This is a genomic window from Streptomyces sp. NPDC006339 (assembly GCF_040612775.1).
Lineage (GTDB): Bacteria > Actinomycetota > Actinomycetes > Streptomycetales > Streptomycetaceae > Streptomyces.
In genome coordinates this window covers 1-13,750 of record NZ_JBEXQW010000093.1, presented here as the reverse complement: position 1 = coordinate 13,750, position 13,750 = coordinate 1, and the positions used below count along the sequence as shown (strand labels likewise).

Genomic DNA, 13,750 nt, shown 5'->3' with positions numbered 1-13,750 from the left:
GATCGAGACCGGGGTGATCGGTGAGTGCCGCTGCTGCTCCAGCTCCGGCAGTCGGTCGGGGTGGTCGGCGCTGTACCGGACGAGGTAGTCCTCCAAGTCGGCGAGTGGCTCCTCGAAGCCGGCGCACATCGCCTCGGCCGCGTCCAGGACGGCCTGGAGCTCCGGACGGATCTGCCCAGGGTCAGCGGTGTCGACGAGTACGCGCACGAGCTGGGCGAGGCCGACGAGCTGGTGCAGGCGTCGGAGCAGCGGCGGGCGGCGGTCACCTGGTACCGCCGGCGGCTCGTGCATGCTCGCCCGGATGTCCTGCGCGAGCTCCCGGGCGACCCGGACCTCCGCCTCAGTTGGCGGCTCCTCCTCGAGGTCCCACTCGTCGCACGCCTCGAAGATGGCCACCCTCGTCGCCCACCGGCGCTCGTCGTACGCCGTGGGCGGTCCAGGCCGCGAGGTCGTCCCATCGCTCAGCTCATAGTCGTCCACCCCGGGACCGTACGCCGCCCCCGAGCCGTCCCGAAGGCCGGGAGTGATTGCCCCGCAATCACCGCTCCACCAGCTCTCTGAGCCCGTCTCGTGATCGCGTCCGCGTCACACGTCCCAAATAACAAAGGTGGAGGAACCGTTGACCACCTTCGAGTCGAAGGCGCAACCAGAGTGGGAGCACCGCCACCCGCCGTCCCATAGGACAGGCCGTATCGGCCCGCACTGACCTCGCCGCCGCCTGGGATTCAATGGCCGCAGCTATCGAATACGGCTGCCCGGTCCTGTCCGATCGCCTCCGAGCCCCGCCAAGGGGTGGAGGCACTTGCGGGCCTAACCCCCCGGTCCTCCACCTTGCTCACCGCCCGGCACACGGCCGGGCCTCATGACACCGGAGGACCCATGCCCATGACCACGTTCGCCCTCATCGCCGCCGTGGCGATCCTCGCGGCCGCCCTCGTCGGCGTGGTCGCCCACTTCAAGCCGCGGGCGGTGCCGGCGCTGACCATCGCGGCCGCCGTCGGCTTCGGCCTGGCGACGGTGCTGCTCGCCGCGATCGCCGTCTGAAAGGGCGCCGTCGGGAGGCTAGACAGGCCGTACGGACCGCCACCCGGCACCGCCAGCAGACCGCCCAGAGACCGCCACAGGACCGCCACCCGACCGGCGAGGAACCGGCAGGCGACCGGCAGCCGACCGGCATGTGGCGGTCCGGGTGGCGGTCCCTTGCCGGTCTCTCACCGGTCGTCTGCCGACTCCTCGCCGGTCTCCATGCCGGTCACGGGAGACTGTCGCGATGAGCAGGCGCCGCCCGCTGCGCGCCGATCCAACGACGAGCACCAGGACCACGACGTCCCCGCGGCTTCTACCCGTCGAGCGGGCCGAGCCCGGCGTGCTGCCCCTGGACGACGTCGAGCACCAGGATCACGCGCTCGAAGCGCGGGGCCGGCGCCCCCTCGGCACCGGCCCAAAACCCTGAGCAAGTTGGGCGGGAAGGGGAGCTTCCCGCGAGCCAAGCGACTAGTGCCAGCCGGGCACGTGCTTGCCCTCACGGAGACGGCGCCAGCCCTCCCGACGCCAGTTCTCCTCAGTGATCCTCACGGGAGTGTCAGTGCCCTTGGTGATGCCGCCGGAACGGGTGACCCCGACGTAGATCCGCCCCTCCGGGCCGTCCTCGATCTCGTCGAGGCGGAAGAAGTACGCGTACCCGTCGTCCGTCGACTCGAAGATCTGTGGTGCGGTCATGAGCCCTCCTCAGGGTGTGAGCGAGTTACACGCGGCCGGGGACGGCCAGGGGTTTCGGGCGACAACCCGAGGTTGCCACTAGGTGCTAGACCACAGGCCGGTGGAGAGCGGTAGCAAGGTAGTAGTTACTGATACCAGTAACGGTGGACCACCGCCCCGGCCGCAGCCGGGTTCTCGGCGCCCGGGCACGGGCGGGAGACTGGCGCCATGAGCACTGCACGACGTCGCCTTGGGACCGGCCCGGCGATCACCATTCCCGAGCGCGACGAGCGCACTCTGTCCGCTGCTGAGCGCGCGGTCGAGGGCGACTGGGTCGAGGTGCCCGAGCGACTGGAGCGTCCGGCCGTCGTCGGCCGTCGGCCGCTCGGCCCCCGCGGTTACCAACCTTCGTTGGAGTAGAGCCGGCGCCGTCACGACCGGGGCCGGAGGAGCGGCGGCCGGTCGACTTCTGGCACTTCTGGCACACCCCTACGCGCGCGCGGGCGTAAGGCTGCTCGCGCTTCCGTGCCGGGTCAGGGGGCCGGGCGGCACATCTCCAGCCCCGGGGGCATGCCGGTGCCCATGGCGGTGAGCTTGGCGTAGTCGAAGTCGTCGGCCTCGTGCGGGCGCTCGGCCTGGAGCGCGGCGCAGATCTCGGGGGTGAGGACGTGGCCGTTGATGGTCATTCGGCCGGCGACGTCGAGGCGGAGCGAGAGTCGCTTGCCGCCGAGCACGTCCTGGCGCCAGTCGTCGGTGGCGGGGCCGGGTCCGAAGAGTGCGGTGAGTACCTGGTCGGGGGTCGAGACGGCGTGGACGGTGACGTCCGGGATGCCGCAGTTCTGTCGCTGGCGCTTGTCTCGCCGGTTCTGCTTCGCGCGCTTCGCGTCGCGTCCCATGCGTGCCTCCAGGAGGGCGGGTCGGGGTCGTCTGGTCAACGAGCGGGGCGACAACTCGAAGTTGTCGCCCCGCCGGATGGCGGTCACACGGGGACCGGGCCGTCGGTCTTCAGGCAGTCGGCCAGGTGCTGCCCGTACGGGCGGAGGATCGCGTCGAGGTGCCCGCCGCAGCGGCGGCAGGTGTCGGCGCCGGCGCCGGGCCGGGGCGGGGTGACCACGACCTTCATCGGCTTCACCTTGAGCGGCTTCTTCAGGCTTACCTTGGGCGTCTGGTCGGCGGGCCGGGCAGCCTGGCGGGGCAGACCTGCGTCGACCCACCCGCGCTGGATACGGGTCATGAGGTTGTCGGCGGGCTCACCGGTCTCGGCGCGGCGGGCGGCTTCGGCCTCGGCGTCCTGGCGGACCTTCTCGGCAGCGGCCGCGCGGGCCTCCCACGCCTTGGCCGAGTGCCGGACGACGAGGTTCGTACGGGCCTCGCGGTCCTGGCGGTCGAACTCGTCGCGCCACACGCTCATGCGGGCGGCCATGGTCTCGCGCTCGATGCGGCGCAGGACCTCGTCGGCGGTCGGGTCGGCCCCGGCCGGGAGGACTTCCGGCTCCAGGACGTCGAGGCCCCAGGTCAGGCCCCAGGACTCGACGAGGCGGCGGACGGCACTGGATCCGCCCTTCTCGGCGGCGTGGAGCAGGGCGAGGGCGCGGCCCTTCTGGCGGGCGATGTGCCGGTACCAGGTGGCGGCGGGGATGCAGGCGAGCGGGGTGCCGGCGGCCGCGTCGTCGGCGGCGACCTGGCCGTCGGTGCGGTCGTCGAGCTCGAAGCCCATCTCCGCAAGGAGCTTGCGCAAGCCGTTGGACCAGTACAGGGCGCGGATGCCGGTGGCGGTGACGACGAACTCGCGCCACAGCTCGGCGGAGCGGGCGTCTCCGGCGACGGCGTCGCGGGCGATCTCGAAGGGCGTGCGGTGGCCGCCCTGGCCCTGCTTGACGTCCTGGCGGGTGAGCTCGGCGGCGACGCCCCAGCGGGTCTTCCCGTCCTGGCCCTTCATCAGGTAGCGGGCCATCTGCCCGGACTCGCCCCGGTCCGGGGCGTCGATCTTCACGGCGACCGGCTTGCCGTCCTTCTCCGATTTCTCGACCGGCATGCGGGCGCCGACGGCGACGAGGGCGGAGGACCAGATGCTGAAGGCGAGCTTCTGGAGCCGCTCGACGTCGTCGGAGCCGAGGGGCCGGTCGAGGAACAGGAGCACGTGGTAGTGGCAGTGCCAGCCGTTCTCGCCGTGGGTGACCTCCCAGGCCCGGACGAAGCCGCGGACGCCGAAGTCCTTCTTCGCCTGCCGCCAGTCGCGGCCGGCGTTCTGGCCGAAGCTCCGCTTCCACGCCTGCCGCTGAAGCTCGGCCAGCTCGGCGAGCGGGTCGCGCTCGTAGTGCCGCATGGTGAGCGTCATCATCACCAGGCCGCAGGACTGGCACTCCCAGAACTGGCCGACCTGCTCCAGTTCGTCCTGGCGGACGCGGCGGATCGAGGTGGCGCAGCACGGGCAGACGTGCACGGAGCCGCAGGTGACGACGCCCGCGTACCCGGCCCGGCCGTTGCGGATGACCGGGGTGACACCGCCCGCGAGGACCGAGAGACCGCACTTCTCAAGTCGCGAGAGGCCCGAGAGGTCCCGCAGGGCTTCCCGCAGCTCGAAGGCCGCGTCGCGGGCCGCCATGTCCGCCGGGTCGAGCGGCAGACCGCGGGCGGTACGGGTGAATGTCGGGTTCTCGCCGCGTACATGGTCGGCGGACAGGCCGCTGACCTGCATGTCCGTAGTTTTCGCGGTAGTACCAAGGCCGCGTCCGGATTTGGTGCCGGAAGTGCCGCCCGACCGGCGGGGGGTGGGCAGCGCCTCTCCCCGCACAATCGCCCGCTTTGCCCTCTTTCGGCACGCATCGGAGCAGTACACCTTGGGGCGCTTGCCGGGGGTGTGGGTGATGGGAGTCCCGCAGTGGCAGCGGGGGCCGGCGGGGCGGGTGGCGGCGGCGCGGGCGTCGACCTCGACGAGGGACTGCGGCGGCGCGTCGGCCGAGGAGGGGGTTGCGGACGACGAAGCGTCCCGTACGCTTGTCACAGCGTTGGGCTCTTCTCTGATCGTTTTAAGCGGCGGACAGAGTGGGCTCACCGGAGAGGTCAGGGATTAGGCCCCCTGGCCTCTCGGCTTTTTCTGGAGTTGTACGGGTAGATCCTGCCGCACCTCGGCCCCCGCGCGTGACACGCCGCGCGGATTCCCCGTCAGTCACACCCGTCGTCAGCACGCAGACGTCTGCGTGCTCCTGGTGGTGCGTCACGAGCTCCAGGACGCGGGCGCGGCCGGCGACGTCCCGGGTGTAGCCGCAGGAGCAGGCGTAGATGGCGCGGCCGCTGCCCTCGGCGGTGACCCACAGGCCGGGGAAGTCGGGGGTGGGCCGGAGCAGCACAGCGGGACGGGACATGGGGATCCTTACGTCAGGCCCCGCGCCCATAGGAGGGATCGTAGGTCGGCGGGTTGACTTCAATACCCCTGCTCCCTGCTGCATGGTGTGCTCCTCCCGGCGAGTGATGGACGGAGTGAGTGCGCCGGGCGTTACACCTGCGTCCCGCTTCTAGAACACGACGCGCGAGGTAATCCCGTTACGCATGGGGTTTCGAGGTGCTGAAGAAGCCCGAGGCCAGAAGGCCCCGGGCTGGGGTGGGTCAGGAGGCCGACGGGCCGTGCGGCCGGCGGCGGGTGTCGGGGTACTCGGTGCTCTTCGGGGAGGTGTTGGGCCTCGACCCGCCGACGGGGTAGAGGCGGCCCGGGCCGCTGGAGGCGAGACCGGAGTACCTCTTCGGCGGCTTGCTGCTCATCGCAGGTCACCGCCCTCGACGTCGCCCAGCTCGACCCGCCACTGCCACGCCTCTCCGTCGGCGGCGGCGCGCTCGGCCGCGTCGGCGAGGAGGGCGGCCGCGGCCGCGTGGGCCCGGGACTTCACGAACTTGCTGCGGGCGACGCGGCGCAGGAGCGGGGCGAGCTTCACGACCTGGTCGACGGCGATGGTGCGGGTGACGCCGGCGGCGCCGTCGCCCGCCTGCAGGAGGAGCTGCACCAGGAGCTTGCGCTCCGCGGCCGGGAGGATGCCCTCGGCGTACCCGGCCAGGGAGCCCAGGACGCGGAGGGGGTGGCGGTCTTCGCCGAAGAAGTCGGCGCCGTGGGAGACGACGACGTGGGTGGCGGCGGCGGTGGTGGTCACAGGGCACCTCCGAGGGTGAGCAGGACGGCGAGGAGGAGCAGGGCGCCGGCGGCGAGGATCAGGTCGACCGCGCGGCGGAGGCAGAGGAACTTGGCGACGGCGAGGCGGGAGAGGCCGACGACGTCGGCGGCGAGGTCGCGGGACTCGTCGGTGGCGGCGATCTGCTGCGGGGTCAGCGTGGCCCACAGCGGGAAGCCGCGGCCGCCACGCAAGTTGGGGCGGACGGAGCGCAGGAGGAGCCCGGCGGCGACGACCAGGAGCACGAGCCCGAGGCCGCCCGCGATGGACGCGGGGACGGTCAGGGGGAGGTCACGGGCGACGGTCCAGGCGCCCGCCAGCACCGCGCCGACGAACGCGGTGAGCAGTGCGGTCTTCGAGTCGGTGCGGGCAATCTCCGCCTTCACCTCGGCGTGCGCTGCGGTCAGCTCTTCGGTGCTCATACGAGGGCCCCCTCCTTGGGCTGCTGCTCCTGCTCGGTCTTCGTGAGCGCCTGGGCCTGCTTGGCGACCCAGCCCGCCGACCAGCCGGTGAGCGCGACGAGCTGCCGCTGCGACCGGCCCTCACGAAGCCCCTCGGCAACGGCGGCTCGCGCCTTGCTCTCGGGCATCTTCTGGGCGGCCTGGGGCTCGTGAGCGGGCTCAGCGGGCGGGGTGCTCACGGAAGCGCTCACGGTGGGCCGGGGGGCGCTCACGCTGGCGCTCACGGCCGGGGCGGCTGTCCTGCGGGCCTCGGCGGCCTTGCGCTCACGCTCGGCCCGCTGGGCCGCCTCCCGGTCCTTCTGCTCACGCTCCTGCCGCTCCTCGGCCTCACGGCGGAGACGGTCGGCGCGGTCCTGCTCCTCCTTGCGGAGCCGGGCTTCTTCCTCCCTGCGCTCCCGCTCGACCTGCGCCTGGTGCTCGCGCTCCTCGCGGGCGAGGCGGGCCTGGTGTTCACGCTCCCGCTCACGGTCCAGCCGGGCCTGCTCACGGAGTCGCTCCTCGGCCTGCCGCTGGCGCTCACGCTCGGCCGCCTGGGCCTGCTCCCGGGCCTCCCGATCGGCGCGTGCGCGGTCCTCCTGCTCACGGCGCTCACGGGCCAGCCGCTCACGCTCGGCGGCCTGCTCACGGTCGATGCGGGCGAGCGCCTTGTTGATCGCGCGGCGCCATCCGATGGCGGCTTCGGCAGTGACGATGAGCAGCACGGGCGCGACCGCGTGGACCCCGACGCCGACCCAGTCGCCCTTGAGCATCGAGTCGCCCACGTTGAGGAGCAGGGTCATGCCGCCTGTGAGCCAGCGCAGCAGGGCCGGCCAGCCGCCGGGGCGGCCGTCGAGGCGGGCGACGATCTCGTCGACGCGGACCACGATGACGACGGCGGCGTCGACGACCACGGGCAGGATCCAGGCCGTCCAGTCCCAGGCGTCCGGGGTGACTCGCTGCACGAGCGGGGTGACCGTCAGGACGGAGAACAGGACGGCGCCGAAGACGATCAGCCAGACGAGCCGGAGGATCTTCTCCGCCTGGTCGACCTGGCGCTGGGTGTCGAGCTTCACCGGCGGCCACCGCCCCTGACCGTCTGGGTGATGGTCTGGGTGACGGTCTGGGTGACCTCGAACGCGCCGTTGCCCTTGCGGCGGCCGAGGAGGGCGGCGACGACGACGGCGCCGACCAGAAGCATGGGGGCGGCGGCGGTGATCCCGGCCGCGACGGCGGCGGCTCCGGCGGCGAGGAGGTCGAGGGCCCAGCCCAGGAGCAGGGCGCCGGCACCTACGCCGACGCTCGCCACGGCGGTGCCGACGGCCCAGCGCGGGACGATCGGCCCCGAAGACAACTTGTCTTCGGCCGGGGTGGTCTTCGCGGTGACCGCGGCTTCGAGGGCGCCCTGTCGGCGGGCGAGCTCCAGGAGCGCGGCGACGTCGAGGGTGGGCTGCGCGGCCGGAACGAGCGGGGCCGGGGCGGCGCCGGCGGGGGAGTCGGGCAGGAGCGCGGCGAGGAGGTCGGCGTCGGTGATCTGACGGTCGGCGGGATACTGGGGGTTGGCGGTCACGGGTACCTCCGTGGTCGTCTGGGCCGATCCGGGGGCTACCGGGTCGGCCCGCTGCATTTGGTGTGCGGCGGGTGTGCCGGGGGGTGTGCGGGCCGGTGTGCGGCCTCTCTCACACCCCGTCCGACGTGGGGATTCGCGCTGTGCGGGTGTGCGAGGGTGTGCGGCTGTGCGGGCCGCGTCAGGCGGCGGCGAGGGTGGGGACCAGCCGGTAGACGCCGTCATCCGTCGTGGGGGCGAGACGGCCCTCGGAGGCGAGCCGCTTCATCTCCTTCGACACCCAGGAGCGGTCACGGCCGAGCTGCTCCAGGTACGGCTTGAGGTCCTTCACCGCGACGGTGCCGGGGCCGATCTCGGCGAGCATCTCGACGAGTTCCTCGAGGAGCTCCCGCGCTTCCTCCGTGGACGGCTTGGCGGCCGGGAGCTCGGTGTCGGCCGTGACCGGGGGGAGTTCGGCAGTAGCGTCGAGCTCGGTGTCCTCCGGGTCGACGAGTGCGGCGACCTCCTGCTCCGACTCCTGCTCCTCCGTCAGCTCCCGGGCGGGGGCGGCGGGGGCGCCCAGAGCGCGGGCGCGGCGCTCGGTGAAGAGCTGGCCCGCGACCTTCGCGGCGGCGCCGGCGGTGACATCGTCGAGCTCGGGCCGGATGGGGGCGAAGTGCTCGACGACCCAGCGGGCGGCGCGCTCGTACTCGCCGGACGGGCCGGTCCAGAACGTGCGGGCGGGATTGGCGTACAGGTCCTCGTCGACCCCGGCCGAGACCAGGTAGACGTAGCCCTTGCGCTTGTTGCCCCAGGCGCTGGGGTTGGCGCCCGCGTCCAGGACCTCCTCCGGGAGCGCGAAGCTTGCGTCGTCGCCCCGCACGCCGAAGCAGAGTGCGGCCGGCAGGGAGGCGCGGGTGTCGGTCGAGAGCTGGTAGCCGGAGGCCCGCTGCATGGACAGGACCAGGGAGACGCCCGCCGAACGCGCCTCTTGGGCGATGCCGGTGAAGACGTCGTCGCCGAGCTCGCGCAGCACCTTGGCCGCCTCCTCGATCCAGGCCAGGAGGTACTGAAGGCCGGGGCAGCCGCAGACCTGACCGTCCTTGCGGCAGGAGTGCGCGGGGTCGGTCTGCTTCTTCGCGGCCGCGGGCTCCCACGCCCGGTAGGAGTGGTCGCGCAGCCAGCGGGTGCGGACCGGGATGACCGCCTGGATCGCGGCGGTCATCGCGGCGACCGAAGGGGTGTCGAGGGCGGCCCAGTCGAAGGCCGACAGGAGCGGCTGGAAGTCCTGTCCGCTCTTGGCGGCGTCGGCGAGCCACACGGCGACGTCGGAGCGGGTGAGCAGGTCGAGCATCACGTCGACGGCGCCCTCGGTCTTGCCGGAGCCGGTCATCCCCATGACGAGGATGTGGATCGCGTCGAGCAGCGGGAGCACCAGGTCGGATCCGTCGTCGTACACGCCGATCCGCAGCGGCACGGCGACGGACTGCCCGGGGGCGACCGGGCCGGGCCAAATGGTCGGGGTCTTGAGCATGTCCTCGGGCACGATGACGAACTGGCCCTTCCTCGCGCTGTCGGGGTCGTGCTGAACGCGGATCGCGGTGGTGGGGACGTCGAGCGCGGACGCGATTCGGGGGATCGCTCGGGAGATGTCGTCGTTGGTGAGTTCGCCGGCGGGCAGCTCGTACGGGACGGTGACCCGGTTCGGTTCGACCCGGACCTCCTTGAGCTTGGTCCGGGCGAGACCGACCTTCTCCAGCAGACCCTTGTCGGCCGACTCAGCCGTCTCGTTGGTGGCGGAGCGCAGGACGCGGCGGATGTTCCAGCTCAGCGCCAGGGCAGCGCCGCCCATGAGGTAGAGGTCCGGGAGCGGGCCGGTGAGCGGGCCGGACAGGGCGGCGGCAGTCGTCCAGGTCGAGGCGGCCGCCACGGTGATGGCGGAGTGGAGACGGCGCTGCCGTCCGGTCGTCCGGCCCGCGTGCCAGGTGGCGGCCGTGAGGCCGACCGAGGCGAGGGTGAGGCCGACACCCGCCCAGGCCGACCCGCCCCAGGCGAAGTTGGCGCCGGCGCCCGCAGCGCCGACGATGCCGGTGACGATCCACGGCGGGGTGAACGGCTTGGTCTGGTGCCACAGCCAAGAGCGGACGGTGCCGCCGGTCATGGCCGGGAGGTGCTCGGTGTTCTCGCTGGTCTTCTTCACCATCGCAGTGCCTCCCTCTCAGTACCGGAACGGCGTGGTGGTCGCGGTGCGCTGGGGGCGCGGGCGCATCAGGTCGGCGTACTCGCGCTGGAAGGCGGCGTAGGCGGCAACAGAGTTCTTCGCGGCAGCGGTCGCTCCGTCACCGGCCTTCTTGAGCTTCCGCGCCACCCGCGCCGCGCGGAGCCGCGCCTGGACCGGGGTGTCGTCCGGGAGCGTCTGCGCCTGGGAGAGGCGGGCCTGGAGGATCTTCGAGGCCATGGCCAGCTCAATGGCCGCCTGGATCATCAGCGCGCGGACGTGATTGCAGTAGGCCCGGACGTCCTCGGTGGAGTTGAAGTCCGGTTCCCCCAAGAGGAAGTGAGACGAGGAGGCCGTCGCCCGCACGGCGCCCTTGCCCCCGTTGTTGACGGTCAGGTTGATCGGCGGGACGAAGGAGCCGCCCATCGCACCGACGAAGCCGCCGAGCATCGCGCCGGCGTCCGCGAACTTGTTGGTCTTCGACTGCTGTGACTGCCCCTGCCCCTGGGGCGGGACGTTCCTTGTGGTGGCCACGACAGCACCTCTCTGGGTGTCCGAAGGTACGGATCTGTCGGCCCTGAGGTACTTAACGTACCTTGGCGACGTCCCGAAGGTACACGAAGCACCGTCCGCAAGCAAGGATGTACCTTCGGGGGGACATTGATGTACCTTCGGAGAAGTACCGCGCCCCGACAAACAGGGAGAAGCTGTGGCATACAAGGCACCGGCCGGGAAGGGATACGCCGACGTGGCGGCTCACTTCCGGGCCTTGATCACCAGTGGAGAGCTGGCCCCGGGGGACTCGCTCCCGTCCGTGGCCGAGATTCGCGAGCAGTTCGGCGTAGCGGCGAAGACCGTCTCCCGGGCCCTGGCCGTACTCAAGAGCGAAGGTCTCGTCGCCTCCCGAGGGGCGCAGGGCACCGTCGTTGAGAAGTCGCCCATGGTCATCACCGGCGCCGACCGGCTGGCCCGCATGGAGCAGAACGGAAAGCGGTACGCCCCCGGCGAGACGTCCTCGGGTCACCGTGTGATGCGCCGGTCCGTGTACGACCCGGACGTGTGCACCGCGCTCGACCTGGAGCCCGGCGACGAGGCCGTCATCCGCATCCGCGTCTTCCGGCAGGACGACAAGCCGACCACCGTCGGCATCTCCGTGTACCCGCCGCACACGACCTCGGTCGTGCCGGAGCTGTCGGACGACGTCCGCATGACCAAGCAGTTCGGTGAGCTGTACACGGAGCGCACCGGCCGCGAAGTCGTGACAGGGCAGCGCACCGGCTACGCGCGGCAGGCATCCCAGGACGAGCTCGACGCCCTGGAGATCGACGCTCCGCCCCACGCCGCCGTGCCGGTCATCGTCACCACCGTCACCTTCCACGACGAGGACCGACCGCTCGGGTACTGGGAGGACGTCTACGCCCCCGGAACCCGGGTGCCCATGGGGAAGTAGCCAGCCGCCACCGACCGCGAGAGAGGATCCCCTGATGTGGCCTTCGATCGTTGCTGTACTCGGCACCCTCGCCGGCGCACTGACCGCCGGTCTCCTTCAGCACCGTTCGGCGCGGGCGGCACGCGCCGAGCAGCGGGCCGACAACCACCGCCAAGACCAGCTCGGCGCCGTCACGGACTTCGCGGCCGCCCTGGACGCGCACCGCTCGGCGATGTTCCACCGGGAGCGTCTGGCCCTGGAGGCACAGACCGAGCACCACGCCGAGGCTCAGACCAAGTCCCACGAGACCCGGGCTGCGATCACCGCCCCCCACATCCGGCTTCAGGTCCTCGTTCCCGAGCTGACCGTCCCCGCCCAGCGGGCCGCCGACGCCACCTACGCGCTGCGTGAGGCGACCAGCCGCTCGGAGCTCGACGACCGGCGGCACGCGGCCAAGGAGGCGTCCGTCGCCTTCGTCACCGCCGCTGCCGCCCTCCTGGGCCCCCGCCACCGCTGATCCCCAGACGGACCTACGCCCTCGAATCAGAAGCCCCCGCCGGGCAGTGGCGGGGGCTTCTTCGCGCCCTCAGACCGTACGTGGGGCGCCCAAGGTCCGTAAGCCTCCGTAGCCACCTAGTCGCGCGGCTGCGGGTCCACTGGGCGTCCAAGGACGGCTGGTTAGGGGAGGGGTGGGGTCGCGGGCGCTGAGCGGCCGTCAGGCGGCTCGGGAGGGTGGCCGGGCGCCGTACCCCCGCCGTCACGGATGCGGACGCGTGAGGCGACCTTGCGGCCCGTCTCGGGCTGATGGGGAGCACCTGCTGCCGCGATGTGGCTGAGGCAGTCGAGCTGATCCCAGCGCTGCGGGCCGTCTTGGGCCGGGCGTCCGGGTGCGGCTCAGTGGTGGGTCAGCGGGCCGGGCCGTTCGTACGCCGCCGGTCCGCCGGCACCACGTCGGATCGTCGGCCAAGACCGTCACACTCCCTGACGCCTGAGTCAGAATCACCTGACTTGCTAGGGTCGGAAATTCTGACCAGACCGTAAGGAGTTCCTGACACATGCCCTGGACCAGCGAAAACACCTCCCTCCACGTCGGCCACGTCGAGCCGCTCCAGCGCACGCCCGAGGGCTTCGCACCCTTCCCCGGAGGCACCGCACTGCCCTGGCGAGCGCTCCTGACCGAGACAGCCGGCCCCGCGGCGGCCGCTATCCGCTGGTCCTGCACCTGCGGGTCGACCGGCCAGACGGCGCACCCGATCGACCCGGCCGTGACCGTCGACGAGGCGGAGGAGCCGCTCCGTCAGGAGTGGACGCGGCACGTCACCTTCAGCGCCGTCCAGGGCATCCGCGCCCTGGCGGAGCTCGGCGACGTCCTGGACCAGCTCGCCAGCCGTGACCCGCGCGCAGCGCTCTTCCTCGCCCGCCGGACCGAGGAGCGGGCACGCGAAGCGGCTACCCGGGCCGCGGCCGCCGCTCGCGCCGCCGGCGACTCCTGGGCGGACATCGGCGCCGCCTTCGGCATCACCAAGCAGTCCGCGCACAGCCGCTTCCGCACCCAGTAGCCGCTCAGCCGTCGCCCTGCTCCTGGTCGTCGAAGAGCACCGGCTGACTCGGCGGCCGGCGGAAGCTCGGGAAGAGCGACTTCCGTTCGCTCCTCGGCTTCGTCATGTCCGCCAGCGGCACCGTCGGCGTCGGTCGGGGAGCAGGCGGCCGGGCGGGCGCCACGACCTGCGGCTTCTTCTTCTCCGGACGGGGTCGCACCGTTTCGTCACGTGTCGATTCCGGAGCGGGTGCCCGCTGCTCGTCACGTGACGAAACGTGGCGTGCGTCGACGGCCTCCGCGATCCGCTTCGCCACCTGCCGCTCCTCGTACGCGCGCTGACGGCAACTCCGGCGGCAGTAGTCGCGGCTGCGGCCGGTGGCCGGCTGCTCGACGGGCGAGCCGCACCAGGCGCACAGCTTGGCCCCGGAGCCGTCCCGGGGGGTGTCGTACTTGGTCATGCGGCCGACCGTACCGGGCGGCGGCCGGGTCCCGACCGATGAACCCCGTTGCACCCGCGCGCGCGTAGGACGGTTCCACGAAGTTCCACGAGATGTTCCTTTCGCAGGTCAGCGCGCCGCCTGGGCGATCGGTACGAGCACCTGGCGGAGGACGGTGCCCATGCACGAAAGCGCCGAGTAGGTGTCCATCCAGATCGAGACCGGGGTGATCGGTGAGTGCCGCTGCTGCTCCAGCTCCGGCAGTCGGTCGGGGTGGTCGGCGCT

18 protein-coding genes are annotated in these 13,750 nt (G+C 72.2%); 6 read left to right on the top strand and 12 right to left on the bottom strand.

The features are described from left to right. A partial coding sequence (locus ABZ135_RS37990) for a hypothetical protein (protein ID WP_356702843.1) occupies positions 1-480 on the bottom strand: 480 nt, incomplete at its 3' end. A 405-nt stretch (positions 481-885) separates the two neighbouring features. Between ABZ135_RS37990 and ABZ135_RS37985 the strand changes: the two genes are divergently transcribed. Together ABZ135_RS37985 and ABZ135_RS37980 are read left to right on the top strand one after the other, a co-directional pair. Beyond that, a complete protein-coding gene (locus ABZ135_RS37985) occupies positions 886-1,044 on the top strand; it encodes a hypothetical protein (protein WP_356702841.1) in 159 nt (52 codons plus the stop codon). A gap of 226 nt (positions 1,045-1,270) precedes the next feature. Beyond that, positions 1,271-1,453, top strand: coding sequence for a hypothetical protein (locus ABZ135_RS37980; protein ID WP_356702839.1), 183 nt, complete (start codon positions 1,271-1,273; stop codon positions 1,451-1,453). A gap of 41 nt (positions 1,454-1,494) precedes the next feature. Here ABZ135_RS37980 and ABZ135_RS37975 read toward each other — a convergent pair whose 3' ends face one another. Next, positions 1,495-1,719: a hypothetical protein gene (locus ABZ135_RS37975; protein WP_356702837.1), complete on the bottom strand. Its 225-nt coding sequence runs from the start codon at positions 1,717-1,719 to the stop codon at positions 1,495-1,497. A 207-nt stretch (positions 1,720-1,926) separates the two neighbouring features. Here ABZ135_RS37975 and ABZ135_RS37970 point away from each other — a divergent pair, with 207 nt between their 5' ends. Next, positions 1,927-2,118 carry a hypothetical protein gene (locus tag ABZ135_RS37970; protein WP_356702835.1) on the top strand — a complete coding sequence of 64 codons (192 nt, stop codon included), beginning with the start codon at positions 1,927-1,929 and terminating at the stop codon, positions 2,116-2,118. A gap of 113 nt (positions 2,119-2,231) precedes the next feature. Here the strand turns inward: ABZ135_RS37970 and ABZ135_RS37965 are convergent, their stop codons facing one another. The 9 genes from ABZ135_RS37965 to traA form a co-directional block, all read right to left on the bottom strand. Continuing rightward, the gene (locus ABZ135_RS37965) at positions 2,232-2,594 is read right to left on the bottom strand and encodes a hypothetical protein (protein WP_356702833.1); all 363 of its coding nucleotides are present in this window, start codon (positions 2,592-2,594) and stop codon (positions 2,232-2,234) included. An 83-nt stretch (positions 2,595-2,677) separates the two neighbouring features. Then, positions 2,678-4,396: a protein rep gene (locus tag ABZ135_RS37960; protein WP_356702832.1), complete on the bottom strand. Its 1,719-nt coding sequence runs from the start codon at positions 4,394-4,396 to the stop codon at positions 2,678-2,680. A gap of 908 nt (positions 4,397-5,304) precedes the next feature. Then, complete coding sequence (locus ABZ135_RS37955; RefSeq protein WP_356702830.1) at positions 5,305-5,457, bottom strand: hypothetical protein; 153 nt, start codon at positions 5,455-5,457, stop codon at positions 5,305-5,307. Beyond that, complete coding sequence (locus tag ABZ135_RS37950; protein WP_356702828.1) at positions 5,454-5,840, bottom strand: hypothetical protein; 387 nt, start codon at positions 5,838-5,840, stop codon at positions 5,454-5,456. The genes ABZ135_RS37955 and ABZ135_RS37950 overlap by 4 nt, the downstream gene beginning before the upstream one ends. After that, positions 5,837-6,280, bottom strand: coding sequence for a Pycsar system effector family protein (locus ABZ135_RS37945; protein WP_356702826.1), 444 nt, complete (start codon positions 6,278-6,280; stop codon positions 5,837-5,839). The genes ABZ135_RS37950 and ABZ135_RS37945 overlap by 4 nt, the downstream gene beginning before the upstream one ends. After that, positions 6,277-7,371 (bottom strand): hypothetical protein, encoded by a 1,095-nt coding sequence (locus ABZ135_RS37940; protein WP_356702824.1) that lies wholly within the window; start codon positions 7,369-7,371, stop codon positions 6,277-6,279. Before ABZ135_RS37940 ends, ABZ135_RS37945 begins: the two co-directional genes overlap by 4 nt. Next, positions 7,368-7,865 (bottom strand): hypothetical protein, encoded by a 498-nt coding sequence (locus tag ABZ135_RS37935; RefSeq protein WP_356702822.1) that lies wholly within the window; start codon positions 7,863-7,865, stop codon positions 7,368-7,370. Before ABZ135_RS37935 ends, ABZ135_RS37940 begins: the two co-directional genes overlap by 4 nt. 178 nt (positions 7,866-8,043) lie before the next feature. Then, positions 8,044-10,044 carry a plasmid transfer protein TraB gene (traB, locus tag ABZ135_RS37930; RefSeq protein WP_356702820.1) on the bottom strand — a complete coding sequence of 667 codons (2,001 nt, stop codon included), beginning with the start codon at positions 10,042-10,044 and terminating at the stop codon, positions 8,044-8,046. A 15-nt stretch (positions 10,045-10,059) separates the two neighbouring features. Next, positions 10,060-10,593, bottom strand: coding sequence for a plasmid transfer protein TraA (gene traA, locus ABZ135_RS37925; protein ID WP_356702818.1), 534 nt, complete (start codon positions 10,591-10,593; stop codon positions 10,060-10,062). A gap of 175 nt (positions 10,594-10,768) precedes the next feature. Between traA and ABZ135_RS37920 the strand changes: the two genes are divergently transcribed. The 3 genes from ABZ135_RS37920 to ABZ135_RS37910 all read left to right on the top strand — a co-directional run bounded on the left by ABZ135_RS37920 (position 10,769) and on the right by ABZ135_RS37910 (position 13,047). Then, positions 10,769-11,509, top strand: coding sequence for a GntR family transcriptional regulator (locus ABZ135_RS37920; RefSeq protein ID WP_356702816.1), 741 nt, complete (start codon positions 10,769-10,771; stop codon positions 11,507-11,509). 34 nt (positions 11,510-11,543) lie between these two features. After that, a complete protein-coding gene (locus ABZ135_RS37915) occupies positions 11,544-12,005 on the top strand; it encodes a protein kilB (protein ID WP_356702814.1) in 462 nt (153 codons plus the stop codon). A gap of 538 nt (positions 12,006-12,543) precedes the next feature. Beyond that, entirely contained in the window at positions 12,544-13,047 is a 504-nt protein-coding gene (locus ABZ135_RS37910; protein ID WP_356702812.1) for a hypothetical protein, read from the top strand. Between the two features lie 4 nt (positions 13,048-13,051). Here ABZ135_RS37910 and ABZ135_RS37905 read toward each other — a convergent pair whose 3' ends face one another. Next, positions 13,052-13,486: a hypothetical protein gene (locus ABZ135_RS37905; protein ID WP_356702810.1), complete on the bottom strand. Its 435-nt coding sequence runs from the start codon at positions 13,484-13,486 to the stop codon at positions 13,052-13,054. Positions 13,487-13,750: the final 264 nt, after the last annotated feature.